This is a genomic window from Paraburkholderia phytofirmans, assembly GCF_046028095.1.
In the GTDB taxonomy this organism is placed as follows: domain Bacteria; phylum Pseudomonadota; class Gammaproteobacteria; order Burkholderiales; family Burkholderiaceae; genus Paraburkholderia; species Paraburkholderia phytofirmans_A.
Genome location: NZ_JAQQDJ010000015.1, coordinates 1 through 15,494 on the forward strand (window position 1 = coordinate 1; position 15,494 = coordinate 15,494).

The following is a 15,494-nucleotide window of genomic DNA, read 5'->3' on the forward strand; positions in this document are numbered from 1 at the left end:
GCGGTGCAAAGAAAGTAGGTGCCGCCCCGCACAGGGGCGACGCTAATAGACCACCGAGAATCGCCCTTGCAAAAGATTCTAGTCGTCCATCGGGTGGCGATTGTGACTAAATGTCGTAAATGCAGCGCTGCCCGAAGCAGGTTGGTAAACGACACACGGCCCTGAACAGTAAAGTCCAAGGCCGCGTGAGTGGAGCGCCAGCCAGAAGCAGCGCGAGCGACGCCTATCGCAAAGCTTCGATCAACTTCTCCAACTTAACCGCATCAGCGGCAAACGCCCGAATCCCTTCAGCGAGCTTCTCAGTCGCCATAGCCTCATCATTAACAAGAAACCGGAACGACGCTTCATCAACCGGAACGCGTTCGATATCCGCATCTTTCGCGCTATCCGGCGACAGCTTCCGCTCCACTTTCTCCGTGCTCTCATGCAGCTTCTGCAGCAGATCCGGACTGATAGTCAGCAAATCGCAACCAGCCAGTTCGAGAATCTGCCCCGGCGTGCGAAAACTCGCGCCCATCACCTCGGTCTTGTACCCAAATTTCTTGTAGTACGCATAAATGCGGCGCACCGATTTAACGCCCGGATCATTGGCGCCGCCATCTTTCGCTTCATCCCACGCGCTGCCGGCATTCTTCTTGTACCAGTCGTAAATCCGCCCGACGAACGGCGAGATCAACTGCGCGCCGGCCTCAGCACAGGCCGCCGCCTGAGCGAGCGAGAACAGCAGCGTCATGTTGCAGTGAATACCTTCCTTCTGCAGCACTTCCGCGGCGCGGACACCTTCCCAGGTGGAAGCCAGCTTGATCAGCACGCGTTCGCGGCCGATGCCGTGCTCCTTGTACAGCGAGATCAGTTCGCGGCCCTTGGCGATCGAAGCTTCGGTGTCGAACGAGAGGCGCGCGTCCACTTCCGTCGACACGCGGCCCGGAATGATCTTGAGAATTTCGGTGCCGAAGGCGATCAGCAACTGGTCGATGATCGCGCCGACCGGCTTCGACGCGTGCGCCTTGACGGTCTTTTCGAGCAGCGGCTTGTAGTCGTCTTTCTGCACCGCTTTCAGAATCAGCGACGGATTGGTGGTCGCGTCCTGCGGCTTGTACTGGGCAAGCTGCTGGAAGTCGCCGGTATCGGCCACGACGGTGGTGTATTGCTTGAGTTGATCGAGTGCGGTTGTCATGTTCGGGCCTTCAGGGCGCGTGCGCGCCGTGGTTCAGGAGAAATGAGGTTGCCACCGGTCTGCAACGCAAACCAGATCCGGCGGCCGCGGGTCACGCTGCAGCGCTGCCCGTCATCCTGCCGGGGAATTTTGACGGAAAGCGCTGCCGGATGCTTCTATTCTATGGCGGATCGGCTGATGCAGTGTTGACACTTGCCCAAGGCGATCCGTTCACACCAATTTCAGGCGGCATTTTCCGCCGACTGATCCGGCGCTGACCGATTCTAGCGAGCGGTTTTTTCCGACTGGTTTTGCCAACAATAGGCGGTCGGACCGCGCGTCGTTGCTTCGCGTTGCAGGCCCGTCAGGCACGCGGCGCGTTCTATATCATTTGCGTCAGCGCGGCGGTCACCCGCCACCAGAACACCGAGCCGCCGCCTCGCGCAGCAATCGCATCAAGCGCGCCGCGCATTCAACACCACTTGCGTCAGCACACCCGCCACCAGCCCCCAGAAAGCCGAGCCGATAGACAGCAAAGTCAGCCCCGACGCCGTCACCATGAACGTGACCAGCGCCGCCTCGCGCTGCTTCAGGTCCTGCATGGCATTGGCAAGCCCGCTCATGATCGAGCCGAACAACGCCAGCGCCGCGACGGACACCACCAGCGCCTTCGGCAAGGCCGCGAACAGCGCGGCGATGGTTGCGCCGAAAACCCCGGCGATCAGGTAGAAGATGCCGCACCACACCGCCGCCATATAGCGCTTGTCGCGGTTTTCGTGCGCTTCGGGGCCGGTGCAGATCGCCGCAATGATTGCCGCAAGATTGATGCCGTGCGAGCCGAACGGCGCGAGCAGCAGCGAGACGATGCCGGTGGTCGAAATTAGCGGCGACGAGGGCGTGGTGTAGCCGTCCGCGCGCAGCACGGCGATGCCCGGCACGTTCTGCGACGCCATCGCCACGACGAACAGCGGGATCCCGATGCTGACACTGGCCGCCACCGAAAACGCCGGCATCGTGAACACCGGATGCGCCAGCGCGACGTGAAAGCGGCTGAAATCGAGCAGCCCGAGCCCACCGGCAGCCGCCGTGCCGACGATCAGCGTCGTGACGATCGCGTAGCGCGGCGCGAGTCGTTTGACGATCAGATAGGTGAAGAACATGGTCAGCACGAGCGCGGTCTGGAACTGCGCGGCGCGGAAAATCTCGATGCCGATCTCGAACAGGATGCCCGCCAGCAAGGCCGAGGCTATGCCCGCCGGAATCTTCCTCATCAGCGTGTCGAACCAGCCGGTCAGGCCGACCAGCGTAAGCAGCAGCGCGCAGACGATAAACGCGCCGATCGCCTCCGCATACGCCACATGCGGCAGCGAGGACACCAGCAGCGCCGCGCCGGGCGTCGACCATGCGATCACGATCGGCGCGCGAAAGCGCAGCGACAGGCCGATCGTGCAGACGGCCATGCCGATCGACAAGGCCCAGATCCACGACGAAATCTGCGCGTCGGATAGATGCGCGGCCTGGCCCGCCTGGAACATCAGCACGAGCGAACTGGTGTAGCCGGTCATCATCGCGACGAAACCGGCGACGATGGCGGACAGCGAAGTGTCGGCGAAAGGATTGAGGCGCCCGGGCGGCGCGACGGCAGGGGACAAATCGGGCGTGGAAGACGGACTCATACGGATGCTTTCTTATCGTTGAAGGTAAAACGAAGGTGAACCGTGATTCAACTATTTGCTCAGCATGCGCATGGCCGTCTCGAGGCCGGCGAGCGTGAGCGGGTACATGCGATGGCCGAGCACTTCGCGGATCGCGCTGACCGACTGCCGGTAAGCCCACAAGCCTTCCGGTTCGGGATTGAGCCACGCGTGATGCGGGAAATGATCGGCAAGCCGGCGCAGCCACACCGCGCCGGCTTCGGCATTGTTGTACTCCACCGAGCCGCCTGGTTGCAGCACTTCGTACGGGCTCATGGTCGCGTCGCCGACAAAGATCAGCTTGTAGTCGGACGTGAATTTGTGCAGCACTTCCCACGTGGGCATGCGCTCGGCGTGACGGCGGCGGTTGTTCTTCCACAGAAAGTCGTACACGCAGTTGTGGAAGTAGTAGAACTCCAGGTGCTTGAACTCGGCTTTGGCGGCGGAGAACAGCTCCTCGGTGCGCTTGATGTGATCGTCCATCGAGCCGCCCACGTCGAGCAGCATCAGCACTTTCACCTTGTTGTGCCGCTCGGGCACCATCTTCAGATCGAGCCAGCCGGCGTTCGCGGCGGTGCTGCGGATCGTGTCGGGCAGATCGAGTTCTTCGGCGGCGCCTTCGCGAGCGAACCGCCGCAGGCGGCGCAGCGCGATCTTGATGTTGCGCGTGCCGATTTCCACCTGGTCGTCGTAATCGCGATAGGCGCGCGCTTCCCAGACCTTCACGGCGGTGCGGTTGCCCGCCGCGTCGCCGCCGATGCGCACGCCCTCCGGGTTGTAGCCGCCATTGCCGAACGGCGACGTGCCGCCCGTGCCGATCCACTTGCTGCCGCCTTCGTGGCGCTCCTTCTGTTCGTCGAACAGTTCCTTCAGGCGCTCCATGAGCTTGTCGAGGCCGCCCATCGCTTCGATCTGCGCTTTTTCTTCGGGCGACAGATCGCGTTGCAGCTTCTTCGTCAGCCAGTCGAGCGGGATGTCGAAGGCGAGTTCGGAGGCTTGCGCGACGCCTTTGAAATACGCGCCGAACGCCTGATCGAACTTGTCGAAGTACTGCTCGTCCTTGACCAGCGTAATGCGGGCGAGATAGTAGAACTCGTCGAGCGACGGCGCGATCACGTTGGCCTTGAGCGCTTCGAGCAGCGTCAGGTATTCCTTCACCGACACCGGCAGTTTGGCGGCGCGCAGCGAGTAGAAGAAGTCGATCAGCATGCTGGGTCCTCTGCGGCGGCGGTTGGTCGGGGCGGCGCGCTTTTCAGTGGCGGCCTCTCGATCATCCGGCTCCTGGTCACGATCAATACGCGCTGATTGAGCGTTCGTTGAGCGCTCAATCAGCGCCCAATCAGCGCTCAATCAACGGTTATTGCGGTTCATGAAGATCAGCCGCTCGAACAGGCTCACGTCCTGCTCGTTTTTCAGCAGCGCGCCGTGCAGCGGCGGAATGATCTGCTTCTGGTCGGACGAGCGCAGCGCTTCAGGCGGAATATCTTCGGCGAGCAGGAGCTTGAGCCAGTCGAGCAGTTCCGAGGTGGACGGCTTCTTCTTCAATCCGGCGACGTTGCGCAGTTCAAAAAAGCTCTGCATGGCGGCCGCGAGCAGCTCCTTCTTGATGCCGGGATAGTGCACCTCGACGATCTGCTGCATGGTGACCGGATCGGGGAACTTGATGTAGTGGAAGAAGCAGCGGCGCAGGAACGCGTCCGGCAGTTCCTTCTCGTTGTTCGACGTGATGATCACGAGCGGGCGCTGCTTCGCGCGGATCAGCTCGTGCGTCTCATACACGTAGAACTCCATGCGGTCGAGTTCACGCAGCAGATCGTTCGGAAATTCGATGTCCGCCTTGTCGATCTCGTCGATCAGCAGCACGGTTTGCTCGTCCGACTCGAACGCCTGCCACAGCACGCCCTTGACGATGTAGTTGCGGATGTCCTTGACGCGCTCGTCGCCGAGCTGCGAATCGCGCAGGCGCGACACCGCGTCGTACTCGTACAGACCCTGCTGCGCCTTGGTGGTGGACTTGATGTGCCATTGCAGGAGCGGCATGCCGAGCGCGGCGGCGACCTCTTCGGCGAGCATGGTTTTGCCCGTGCCGGGTTCGCCCTTGATCAGCAACGGGCGCTTGAGCGTCATCGCGGCGTTGACCGCGAGCTTGAGGTCGTCGGTGGCGACGTACTGCGATGAGCCTTCGAAACGCATGGCGAGATGCTCTTTTTTGGGAAAAAACCCAGTATAAGTCAGAAGACCTGTTGGCCTGAAACCGCCTCGCGTAAGGTGTCATCCGCGGTGCCGTGGCGTGCAGCGAGTGCGCATGCGGCTTCGGCGAACGGGCCGAAGACTCGCCCGGCGGGCCCGGTGGGCGGGCGCGCCGGGCGCGAGCGGGCTGAATGCGGTGTCGCTTGCGGTGCTGAACGCGGAGTCGAAAGGGTGCGAACCAGCGCGAGCGGCCCGCATGCGACGGCATGCCGCCATGCCCTGCGGTTCGGCGCGGCAGAGCAAAGCGGCGCTAGCCGTGGCTTTGCGGCGGCCGGATGCGCCGCGGCCCCGCGCGGTGGACGTTCGGCGCGGCGTCGCGGTACAATTAGCCCGATTTTTTTGGCCTGCGTGGCTACCCTATAAGAATAACGGCGCGGGCCGTTGCCTCTTGGTCGCCCGTTTCCCCTCAAGCCAGGTTACATGCTATGAATAAATTCGTTGGCAAAAACGTCGTGATCGCAGCGCTGTCGGTGCTCGCGGGCTATACGGCCAGTGCGCAGGCAGCGGATGTCGTCGGCAACGCGAAGGCGGGCCAAGGCAAGGTCGCGATGTGTATTGGCTGCCACGGCATCCCTGAATACCGCACGGCTTACCCTGAGGTCTACCGCGTGCCGATGCTCGGCGGGCAGAACCAGGCGTACCTCGAGAACGCCCTGCATGGCTACAAGAAGGGCGACCGCCATTTCGAAACAATGCGCGCCATCACCGCGTCGCTGTCGGATCAGGATATCGCCGACATCGCGGCCTACTACGCAGCGCAAAATTCCTCTTCGAAGAGCAATCCCGACAAGTGACCGGCTGCGGCTCGTCCATCCAGTCACCCGGCTAATAAATTCGCGGGATAGGAGAATTCATGAATAAGCCCCAACAGGCACTCCAAACGGTGTTCAAGGCTGCATGCGCGTCGGCGGCAGTGATCGGTCTGGTTGCAGCGAACCTCGCGCACGCGGCCGACGCCGGCAACGGCAAGGTGCTGTCCGACAGCCACAACTGCGCGGCATGCCACGGCGTGAACCTGAACAAGCCGGTGAGCCCGGAATATCCGAAGCTCGCGGGTCAACATTCCGACTACGTCTACTGGGCGCTGCGCCAATACCAGATGGGCAACGGCAACCCGCACCTCGGTCGCAACAACCCGATCATGCAGGCGCAGGTGCAAAGCCTGTCGCAAAGCGATATGAAAGACATCGCCGCTTATGTCGAATCGCTGAACGGCGATCTGGTGCAGAAGAAGTAAGCGCGTCGCATAACCTTTGCGCTGCTTTTGGATTGAACGACACCCCGCTTCGGCGGGGTGTTGTGCTTTCGGGGCCGAGGTTTTTGCCCGCTTGCCCGTGTTCGCGCGACGCCGGTATCAGTCGCGCGTGGCGCGTCGCTCGATGCGTTGCAGATACGCGTCGGTGTCCGGCGGCGTGCCGGTGCGCTGCGCTTCCCAGATGGTTTCGCCGAGGCAGTCCATGATCGCGTGCTGCGCCTCGTGGGTCGAGCCGAGGCGTGCGGCGAGCCGTTCATGCGCCGCGCGAATGCCGGGCGGCTGGTCGATCGACAACTGTTCGGTGATCGCCAGATGCATCGACAGATGCAGAAACGGATTGGTCTGGCCGCGTTCGGGTGAGTAGTCCTGAGCCTGGGCGGCGTCGCCGTCGGTCAGGTCGGCGTGGTATTCGGGGTGTTCGACGATCCAGTCGGCGGCAATTGCCTCCAGCGGCGTCAGAATTTCGCCTTTGCGCTGCTTGCGCCAGGTGTCGGTGAAGAAGAGACGGACTTCGTCGCGGCTGGGATTGAACATCGTGAGACCGGTGCGTTGAGTGGGGCGTTGGACGTGAGCCTGTGAAGCGTCAGCTCGTGAAGCGGACGAGCTGACGAGGCAGGGCGCCATTTTACGCCGGGGCGGCGCGGGCTGCTGGCGGCGCTCCGGTGCTTCAAGCGGCGCCGGTTGCGCTTAGAGATCCGGCGGCGGCGTTTTCGGCCGGAACTCGCACAGCGGCTCGATCACGCAATGCCAGCATTCAGGGCGGCGCGCCTTGCACACATAACGGCCGTGCAGGATCAACCAGTGGTGCGCGTCCTGCTTGAACTCGGCGGGCGTGAATTTCTCCAGCGCCACTTCGACCGCGCGAACGTCCTTGCCGGGCGCGAGACCGGTTCGATTCGCAACCCGAAAGATGTGCGTGTCGACCGCAATGGTCGGATGACCGAACGCGGTGTTCAGAATCACATTGGCCGTTTTCCGGCCGACGCCCGGCAGACTTTCGAGCGCTTCGCGATCCTCGGGCACTTCGCCGCCGTACTGGTCGAGCAGAATGCGGCAAGTCGCGATGACGTTCTTCGCCTTGGTGCGATAGAGGCCGATGGTCTTGATGTAGCCGGTCACGCCTTCTTCGCCGAGATCGAAAACCTTCTGCGGCGTGTTCGCGACGGGGAACATCTTGCGCATGGCCTTGTTGACCGACACGTCCGTGGCCTGCGCCGACAGCAGCACGGCGATCAGCAGTTCGAACGGAGTGGTGTACTCGAGTTCGGTTGTCGGATGAGGATTGAGACTCTGAAGCGTCTCGTAGATGGCGCGGCGTTTGTTCGCGTTCATGCTGGGCGTGACGGTGCGGTTAGCGCTTGTCGGACGGCGTGCCGGTGTCGTCCGCGGCGAGGCCGAGACGGCGGCGGCGTGCTTCGGCGGCGTCGATCTGCGCCTGCACATCCGCGCTCACGCGCTCGGTGTTGAGCGGCCCCTGGCCCTTGGCGGCCAGATCTTCTTTTTTCTTGCGAGCACGTTCGAGCGCGGCCTGGATAATCGCGCGTTTTTTGGCTTCGGCATCGTCCGCGGCGGGTGCGGCCGATGGCGCCGCGTCGGCGGCCGCAGTTGTTTCGGTAACCTGAGCAGTGGCAGCGCTGCCTGCTCGCCGCGCTGCAGCACGTGCTTCGGCAGCCTCGCGCTCGCGTGCGAGACGCGCTTCGCGCCGGTCGTGGCGTGCGCGCGCGGCGTCGGCTTGAGCCTGGCTCCACGCGTCCCAACCGGTCGCTTCACCCGTGACCGGCGGCAACGCGATGCAGTCGACGGGGCAGGGCGGCACGCACAAGTCGCAACCCGTGCAGAGCTCGACGATTACCGTATGCATCTGTTTCGGTGCGCCAACTATTGCATCGACCGGACAGGCCTGCATGCACAACGTGCAGCCGATGCAAACTTGTTCGTCGATAACCGCCAACGGGCGCGGCCTTTCGACGCCATTGGCGGAATTGAGCGGAATTACCGGCTTGCCGAGCAACGCAGCGAGTCGCGCGATGCCTTCGGCGCCGCCCGGCGGGCATTGGTTGTAATTGGCCTCGCCGCTTGCAACGGCTTCGGCATAGGGACGGCATGCGGAGTAACCGCACTTGGTGCATTGCGTCTGGGGGAGCAGATCTTCGATGCGGTCTGCGAGGGTTCTGGTATCTGTCACGGTCACGGCGTGGGGCTCTGACTGGTGCTTTGGCTTGCGGCCGCACAGCTTGAACTAAATAGCACATTATCGCCGATTTCCCCAATTGCCATCCGCAATCCATGTGCCATAATCGAAGCGCTTTTTTCGAAAGACCGCAGAAGGGTATTCCCCCAACCAGCCCGTTCAGTGCTGTCGGTGCAAGGCCCGAGGAGAGGCCGGCGGCGCGATCCGGATAACGCGGCTCACGAAGACGATGCCACCATGAATCAGCCGAAAATCAAAAGAGATCCTGAAGGCACACGGCGCCGCATTCTGCTCGCGGCGGCCGAAGAGTTTGCAAATGGTGGGCTATTCGGCGCGCGCGTCGATCAGATCGCTCGCCGCGCGGAAACGAATGAGCGCATGCTCTATTACTACTTCGGTAGCAAGGAGCAGCTTTTCACCGCGGTACTCGAGCACGCGTTCAGCGCGCTCAACGAAGCGGAGCGCACGCTTGAACTCAATGGCATTGCCCCGGTCGAGGCCATCACGCGTCTCGCGCATTTTGTTTGGGATTACTACCGCGATCATCCCGAGTTGCTGCGTCTCATCAATAACGAGAATCTGCATGAAGCACGCTATATGCAGAAGTCGACGCGCATCCGCGAAATGATCTCGCCGATCGTCGCCACGCTCGGCGGCATTCTCGAGCGCGGTCAACGCGCGGGGCTGTTTCGCACCAATGTCGATCCGCTGCGCTTCTATGTCACGCTGTCCGGCATGGGCTACTACATCGTGTCGAACCGCTTCACGCTCGAAGCCACCCTCGGCCGCGATTTCAGCAGCGCGAGCGAGCGCAGTGAAGTGATTCAGATGAACACCGAGTTGCTGCTTGCCTACCTGTTGCGCAAGTAACTCTGCGTCGCGCGCGGCGCTGCGCACTGAGGCTTCGGGATCCTCATAAACGACAACGGCCTCCGAAGAGGCCGTTGTTTATCGACGATGCGTGACTACGCGTGCGAAGCTCAGGCTTCGACTTTTTCCTTCGCTACCTTCGGCGCCTTGTTGTGCTCGAGGATGAAGTCGCGCAACTGCGGGTAGATGATGGTGCGCCAGCGGCGCCCCGAGAAAATGCCGTAGTGCCCGCACTTTTCCGCGGTGAAGTGACGCTTGTGCTCTTCCGGAATGCCCGTGCACAGATCGTGTGCGGCATAGGTCTGGCCGTCGCCGGAGATATCGTCCAGTTCGCCTTCGATCGTGAAGAGCGCGGTCTTCGTGATGTCCTGCGGTTTCACCCGTTCGCCGGAGACGTCCCACGTGCCTTCGGCAAGGCTGAATTCCTGGAAGACCACGCGGATCGTGTCGAGGTAATAGTCAGCGTCCATGTCGAGCACGGCGTTGTACTCGTCGTAGAAGCGGCGGTGCGCTTCCGCGTCGTCTTCGTCGCCGCGCAGCAGGCTCTGGTAGTAATCCCAGTGCGACGCCGCGTGGCGTTCCGGATTCATCGCCACAAAACCGGTGTGCTGCAAAAAGCCCGGGTAAACCTTACGGCCCACGCCCGGATAATTAGGCGGCACCGTGAAGATCACGTTGTTCTCGAACCACTCGTACGAATGCTGCGTGGCGAGCGAGTTGACCGAGGTCGGGCTCTTGCGCGCGTCGATCGGGCCGCCCATCATCGTCATGGTTCGCGGCGTGTCTTCGCCGCGGCTCGCCATCAGCGAAATGGCGGCGAGCACCGGCACGGTCGGCTGACACACCGAGATCACGTGCAGATTCTTCGCACCGATGTGACGGATGAATTCCTGAATGTAGGCGACGTAGTCGTCCAGACGAAACTCACCGGCTTCGAGCGGCACCATGCGTGCGTCGATCCAGTCGGTCAGGTACACCTTGTGGTCTTGCAGCAACGTGCGCACGGTGTCGCGCAGCAGCGTGGCGTGGTGCCCTGACAACGGTGCGCACACCAGCACGACCGGCTCGTCTTTCAATTGGATGACAGCGTCGCTGTCATCCGCAAAACGCTTGAAGCGCATCAGGCGGCAAAACGGCTTCTCGATGATCGTTTGTTCGATGATCGGAATGTTATGGCCGTCTTTAACAATCTGATGAAGATTGAACTCAGGCTTTTCGTAATCTTTACCAAGCCGGTAGAGTAGTTCGTAACCGGCTGACAGGCGCGTGGCGCCAGGCACGTAGGCCAAAGGGCTGGCGGGATTCGCGAAGGATTTCGACGCGGCCTGAGCCCAGGCGGTGAGGGGGCTCAACATCGCCCGTTGGAATTCGTGCAGTTGGTAGAGCATGGGTGCTCCGTTTTAAGCGGTTCGCATGGGGCTTCGCAAACACGCGTGTGGCGTTGCAGCGGGCCAAATTGGTTGTGGGCACATTGTTTTTCGGCCGACATTCTCGTCGATCATATCGAACAAAGCGTACTTGTGCAATGCAGCATTTTGCGTCCACCTAGCACGCAAACTGTCATTAAATCATGCTACTGGCGATGTTGCCGCGCCGCTATCCGGGGTTGCAGCAGCATCAAGTTCCGTTTCTCCGGTGCCGTTATGGGGCGGTTGCCCGGTCGCCTGCGCCATCGCCTGTTCATGTTTCATCAGGTTCAGGCCGGTGTGTACGAGCGCCACGTGCGAAAACGCCTGCGGAAAATTGCCGACCAGACGCTTCGCAGCCGGATCGTACTCCTCCGCGAGCAAACCGACATCGTTGCAGAGCGCGAGCAGCCGTTCGTACATTGCGATAGCTTCGTCGAGGCGGCCTTGCAGCGCCAGGTTGTCCACCATCCAGAACGAACACGCTAGAAACGTGCCTTCTCCCGGCGGCAGGCCGTCGTCGTATTCGGTCGTGCGATAGCGCATCACGAAGCCATCGTGCATCAGGTCGCGTTCGATCGCGGCCACGGTGCCTTTTACGCGCGGATCGTTCGGCGGCAGGAAGGCGACTAGCGGCATCAGCAGTACGCTTGCATCAAGCTGGTCGGTGCCGTAGCACTGCGAGAACGCGTTGAGCGCGGGATTCCAGGCCTTCTCGCAAACTTCCGCGTGGATTTGCGCACGCGTGGCGCGCCATTCGTCGAGCGGGCCCTCGAGTTCGAACATTTCCGCCGATTTGATCGCGCGGTCGTAGGCGACCCACGCCATGACCTTAGAGAAGGTGAAGTGCTGCCGGCCGCCGCGCGTTTCCCAGATGCCTTCGTCGGGTTCCCGCCAGATCGTGTCGAGGTGCGAGAGCAGCGCGCGCTGGACGTTCCACGCGGTGTCGTCCGCCTGCAGGCCGCCGACGCGCGCCAGATGCAGCGCATTCATCACTTCGCCGTAGACGTCGAGCTGGCGCTGGCCGACCGCGTTATTGCCGATCCGCACTGGTTTCGCGTCCTGATAGCCCGGCAGCCAGTCGATTTCGAACTCGGGCAGACGCCGCTCGCCGGCAATGCCGTACATGATCTGCAACTGGTCCGGCGCACCGGCCATTACGCGCCCAAGCCAGCTGCGCCACGCGCGTGCTTCGTCGTAGTAGCCGCCGCGCATCATGGCGAGCAGCGTGATGGTGGCGTCGCGCAGCCAGCAGTAGCGGTAGTCCCAGTTGCGCGTGCCGCCGAGCTGCTCCGGCAGCGAGGTAGTGGGCGCGGCGACGATGCCGCCGGTCGGTTCGTAAGCGAGCGCCTTCAGCGTGATCAGCGAACGGCGGATCGGTTCGGCCCAGCGTCCTTCGACCGTGCTGCGCGCCGACCATTCGAGCCAGTGATTCTCGGTGCGCGCCAGTGAGGTGTGCGGGTCGCGTGCCGGCGGAATGCGCAGATGCGAGGCCGCATAAGCCAGCGAGAACGGCACCCGTTCGCCTTCGCTGACCGTGAATTCGGCGACTGTCTTCATGTCTTCGCCGCGCAACTCGACCGGCGTGCGCAACACGGCTGTGTCCGGTCCGACGATCGCCTTGACGCCGCTGTCGTGCTTCAGGCGGTCGACCCACGGCACTGAGAAGCCGTAATCGAAGCGCAGCACCAGTTCCATTTTCATGCGCACGGTGCCGCGTCTGCCGACCACGAGCCGCACCATCTCCGACCAGCCGTTACCCGGTGGCATGAAATCGATCAGCGTGACGGCGCCCTCGGGCGTCTCGAAGTCGGTTTCGAGGATCAGCGTCTCGCCGCGATAGCGGCGGGTGATGGTCGGCGGCGTGTCCGAGACCGGCGAGATCAGCCAGCGGCCGTTTTCGGGCGTGCCGAGCAGGGCGGCGAAACAGGCGCCGGAATCGAAGCGCGGCCAGCAGAGCCAGTCGACGGATCCATCGCGGGAAACTAGCGCGGCCGTGTGGCCGTCGCCGATGAGCGCATAGTCTTCGATGAGTGCGGGCATGGAGAGCGAGTCAGTGTGGCGCGCGGCGAGCACTGCCGCGCGTGGTGTCGTTGAAGTGTCGTTGCCTTTTCCCGACCCGCGCGATGCGTTTTGGTTCATTACGCAACGCAGCAAAACGCGGGTTGGTAATTGTCAAATCAATGCCTACAATCAGATTTCATGCCGACGCCCGGAGGAGCTTTCCGGATTATGAACCGGCCCCGCCCATGGCGCATACAGACGCCGTTTCCGAGGACCAAAGCTATGCTGAACCCGTCGAAATCTGATTGCATCACGATTCTCTCGGCCGCCAGCGAACTTGCCGACGATTCGATGTTGCCGCTCGATCATGGCCGCCTCGGCCTGACTCGCAACGGCTTGTTGACCGCCGCCGCCTTTCTGGTCGAACGGGCCTGCTTTCGCCGTTATCAGGCAGGCGACGGCCATTATGCCGTCGGCGCGCTGTCGCTGCAGGGAAGGCTGCGTCTCGACCAGCTTTCGAACGGCTGACCAACGACGCTTCGCGCACTCGCGCTGGTGACTTCACCGCACGGGGCGCGAACTCACCACGCTTCGGGCGAACTTAAAACAGTTCGCCGCGCTGTCCAGTTTGATCGCTTGCCTCAAAGCTTCACGGCCGTCGGCGCGTGAAGCTTTCGCACGTCTTGTGCCTTCTCGATGCGAGACGCCACCGGGCCGACACCGCACCCGGGCGCGCGTTTCATGCCTGCGTAACCGTTGCGTAAGCGCTTGCCGCCGCCGCTCAGAAGTGCGACGACCCCACACCGAAGATCCCAATGATGCCGATGATGATCAGATAGAGCGCGACGATGTAGTTCAACAAGCGCGGCATGACGAGAATCAGAATACCGGCGATCAACGAAACCAGCGGGCCCAGGCTGAGTGTGACGTTCATGAAGACTCCGTAGTGTGAGACGTGATTGAAAAAACGCCCCGCCAGGCGGGACAATTGCTACTCATGCTGCCGATTGCCGGCCGACCGATGCCGGTCTACGGCGGATTCGCTGCATGATCCGACACAACGCTTTTATACTTCTTTCGATAAGAACAACGCTCGACCGATTGCGCGGCAGACCAGCGACACCATGACAACCGATTCAACCAAATAACCGCTGTCCGAGGAGGTCATATGCTTCGTCGTCACCGAGCCGCCGCGATGCGTGCCGTTGCGGATTCCCGCTTGCCTTCTGCTGCTGATTCCACTTCATGGCGCGTCGCGCATGCTCCATTGCGCTCTGCCCGCTCGATAATAAAAGGTTTCGTGCTCATGGTCTCGATTGTTGCTTCGCATGCGTTTGCGCAAGATTCCGGCCCGGCTCCCGCCGACGGCGTGTATGACATGCTAGTCGGCACTTATACCGGCCCAAAGAGCGACGGACTCTACGTCTATCGCTTCGACACGAAGACGGGTGAGGCGACGCGCGTCTCGGTCGCGCAGACGGTCAACCCGTCCTACCTCGTGGTGAGCCGCGACCGCCGCTTCGTCTACGCGGTCAACGAAATGCCCGGTGACAACGGCCCGGCCACGCAACGCGGCGGCATCAGCGCGTTTCGTTTCGACGCCGCGAGCGGCCAGTTGACGTTTCTCAACAAGGTCTCCTCGGACGGCAATGATCCGTGCTATCTGAGCCTGTCGCCGGACGGCAAGTATTTGCTGACCGCGAACTATTCGGTGGCCGCCGATCCCGGCGGCAGCTTCGCGGTGTTCCCGTTGCAGGCCGACGGCCAGGTCGGCGCCTCGGTGCTCACCGTGCATCACGAAGGCGGTGGCCCGGTGAAGGGCCGTCAGGACAACTCGCACGTTCACTCCACCGTGTTCTCGCCGGACGGCCATTATCTGTTCGCGCAGGATCTCGGGGCGGACAAGCTGTATTCGTATCGCTACACGCCCGACGGCAGCCGCGGCCTGTTCGGCCCGACCGACTGGCGCTACAACCAGGAAAAAGCCGGTTCGGGTCCGCGCCATCTGGTGTTCGGCGCCGACGGCAAACACGCGTATTTGACGAGCGAAATGGCCGCCACGGTCAGCACGTTCAACTACAACGACGGCAAGCTCACGCAGGTGCAAACGCTGCCGGTGACCGAACCTGGCTTCAAGGGCGCGGTGGGGGCGGCGGCGATTCATCTGTCGCCGGACGGGCGCTTTCTGTATGCCACCAATCGCGGCGACGCGAACGACATCGTGATCTTTTCGGTCGACCCCACCAACGGGCATCTGAAGAAGGTCGGACATCAATCGAGCATGGGCAAGTCGCCGCGTGAGTTCGCGATCGATCCGACCGGCAACTGGCTGATCGTCGGCAATCAGAACAGCGATACCGTGTATGTGTTCAAGCGCAATCAGCAGAGCGGTCTGCTCGACGCGAATCCGAAACATTTCGAGCTCGGCGCGCCGGTGGATTTCAAGCTGGTTTCGCCGTCGTAACACGAGATACCGACGACACGCGGTGAATGACGAGGCGGGTGATGTCGACACGCCGTGCGCGCCGGATGAAAAACGGGCCGCTTCTGTGAAGCGGCCCGTTTCTATTTTGTGGTCGAACTCCCGGCGAGGTTGTTTGCGCTTGCGTCTTGCGCCTTGCGCCTCTCAGAAGCGCCGGCAATCAGCGGCGTTCACCGGCCATTCGCC

The 15,494-nt window shown here is 62.3% G+C and carries 15 protein-coding genes; 5 read left to right on the forward strand and 10 right to left on the reverse strand.

Features of this window, described 5'->3' with window-relative positions:
* Positions 1–223 precede the first annotated feature (223 nt).
* From tal to PQR54_RS32075, 4 genes are all read right to left on the reverse strand, one after another.
* Positions 224–1,177: a transaldolase gene (gene tal, locus PQR54_RS32060; protein ID WP_106280210.1), complete on the reverse strand. Its 954-nt coding sequence runs from the start codon at positions 1,175–1,177 to the stop codon at positions 224–226.
* Between the two features lie 434 nt (positions 1,178–1,611).
* Entirely contained in the window at positions 1,612–2,832 is a 1,221-nt protein-coding gene (locus PQR54_RS32065; RefSeq protein WP_408252795.1) for a benzoate/H(+) symporter BenE family transporter, read from the reverse strand.
* Positions 2,833–2,883: 51 nt separating this feature from the next.
* Complete coding sequence (locus PQR54_RS32070; RefSeq protein ID WP_408252797.1) at positions 2,884–4,059, reverse strand: vWA domain-containing protein; 1,176 nt, start codon at positions 4,057–4,059, stop codon at positions 2,884–2,886.
* A 141-nt stretch (positions 4,060–4,200) separates the two neighbouring features.
* Complete coding sequence (locus tag PQR54_RS32075) at positions 4,201–5,043, reverse strand: AAA family ATPase (protein ID WP_012432267.1); 843 nt, start codon at positions 5,041–5,043, stop codon at positions 4,201–4,203.
* A gap of 482 nt (positions 5,044–5,525) precedes the next feature.
* Here PQR54_RS32075 and PQR54_RS32080 point away from each other — a divergent pair, with 482 nt between their 5' ends.
* Both PQR54_RS32080 and PQR54_RS32085 read left to right on the forward strand, forming a co-directional pair.
* Positions 5,526–5,894 (forward strand): c-type cytochrome, encoded by a 369-nt coding sequence (locus PQR54_RS32080; protein ID WP_106280215.1) that lies wholly within the window; start codon positions 5,526–5,528, stop codon positions 5,892–5,894.
* Positions 5,895–5,953: 59 nt separating this feature from the next.
* Positions 5,954–6,337 (forward strand): c-type cytochrome, encoded by a 384-nt coding sequence (locus tag PQR54_RS32085; RefSeq protein WP_408252800.1) that lies wholly within the window; start codon positions 5,954–5,956, stop codon positions 6,335–6,337.
* A 117-nt stretch (positions 6,338–6,454) separates the two neighbouring features.
* On the opposite strand, the gene PQR54_RS32090 is transcribed toward PQR54_RS32085, so the two are convergent.
* The 3 genes from PQR54_RS32090 to rsxB all read right to left on the reverse strand — a co-directional run bounded on the left by PQR54_RS32090 (position 6,455) and on the right by rsxB (position 8,540).
* The gene (locus PQR54_RS32090; RefSeq protein ID WP_012432270.1) at positions 6,455–6,889 is read right to left on the reverse strand and encodes a DUF1841 family protein; all 435 of its coding nucleotides are present in this window, start codon (positions 6,887–6,889) and stop codon (positions 6,455–6,457) included.
* Positions 6,890–7,042: 153 nt separating this feature from the next.
* Positions 7,043–7,687, reverse strand: a complete 645-nt coding sequence (gene nth, locus PQR54_RS32095; protein ID WP_134140550.1) for an endonuclease III — start codon at positions 7,685–7,687, stop codon at positions 7,043–7,045.
* 19 nt (positions 7,688–7,706) lie between these two features.
* On the reverse strand, positions 7,707–8,540 hold the full coding sequence (gene rsxB, locus PQR54_RS32100; RefSeq protein WP_408252803.1) for an electron transport complex subunit RsxB: 834 nt from the start codon (positions 8,538–8,540) through the stop codon (positions 7,707–7,709).
* A 243-nt stretch (positions 8,541–8,783) separates the two neighbouring features.
* Between rsxB and PQR54_RS32105 the strand changes: the two genes are divergently transcribed.
* On the forward strand, positions 8,784–9,416 hold the full coding sequence (locus PQR54_RS32105) for a TetR/AcrR family transcriptional regulator (protein ID WP_012432273.1): 633 nt from the start codon (positions 8,784–8,786) through the stop codon (positions 9,414–9,416).
* A 110-nt stretch (positions 9,417–9,526) separates the two neighbouring features.
* Here the strand turns inward: PQR54_RS32105 and PQR54_RS32110 are convergent, their stop codons facing one another.
* Positions 9,527–10,804, reverse strand: a complete 1,278-nt coding sequence (locus tag PQR54_RS32110) for a polyhydroxyalkanoate depolymerase (RefSeq protein WP_408252805.1) — start codon at positions 10,802–10,804, stop codon at positions 9,527–9,529.
* Between the two features lie 180 nt (positions 10,805–10,984).
* Positions 10,985–12,865 carry a glycoside hydrolase family 15 protein gene (locus PQR54_RS32115; RefSeq protein WP_408252807.1) on the reverse strand — a complete coding sequence of 627 codons (1,881 nt, stop codon included), beginning with the start codon at positions 12,863–12,865 and terminating at the stop codon, positions 10,985–10,987.
* A 243-nt stretch (positions 12,866–13,108) separates the two neighbouring features.
* Between PQR54_RS32115 and PQR54_RS32120 the strand changes: the two genes are divergently transcribed.
* Positions 13,109–13,354 carry a hypothetical protein gene (locus tag PQR54_RS32120; RefSeq protein ID WP_106306550.1) on the forward strand — a complete coding sequence of 82 codons (246 nt, stop codon included), beginning with the start codon at positions 13,109–13,111 and terminating at the stop codon, positions 13,352–13,354.
* A gap of 253 nt (positions 13,355–13,607) precedes the next feature.
* On the opposite strand, the gene PQR54_RS32125 is transcribed toward PQR54_RS32120, so the two are convergent.
* The gene (locus PQR54_RS32125; protein ID WP_007175701.1) at positions 13,608–13,760 is read right to left on the reverse strand and encodes a DUF3096 domain-containing protein; all 153 of its coding nucleotides are present in this window, start codon (positions 13,758–13,760) and stop codon (positions 13,608–13,610) included.
* A 234-nt stretch (positions 13,761–13,994) separates the two neighbouring features.
* Between PQR54_RS32125 and PQR54_RS32130 the strand changes: the two genes are divergently transcribed.
* Positions 13,995–15,290 carry a lactonase family protein gene (locus PQR54_RS32130; RefSeq protein ID WP_408252809.1) on the forward strand — a complete coding sequence of 432 codons (1,296 nt, stop codon included), beginning with the start codon at positions 13,995–13,997 and terminating at the stop codon, positions 15,288–15,290.
* Positions 15,291–15,494: the final 204 nt, after the last annotated feature.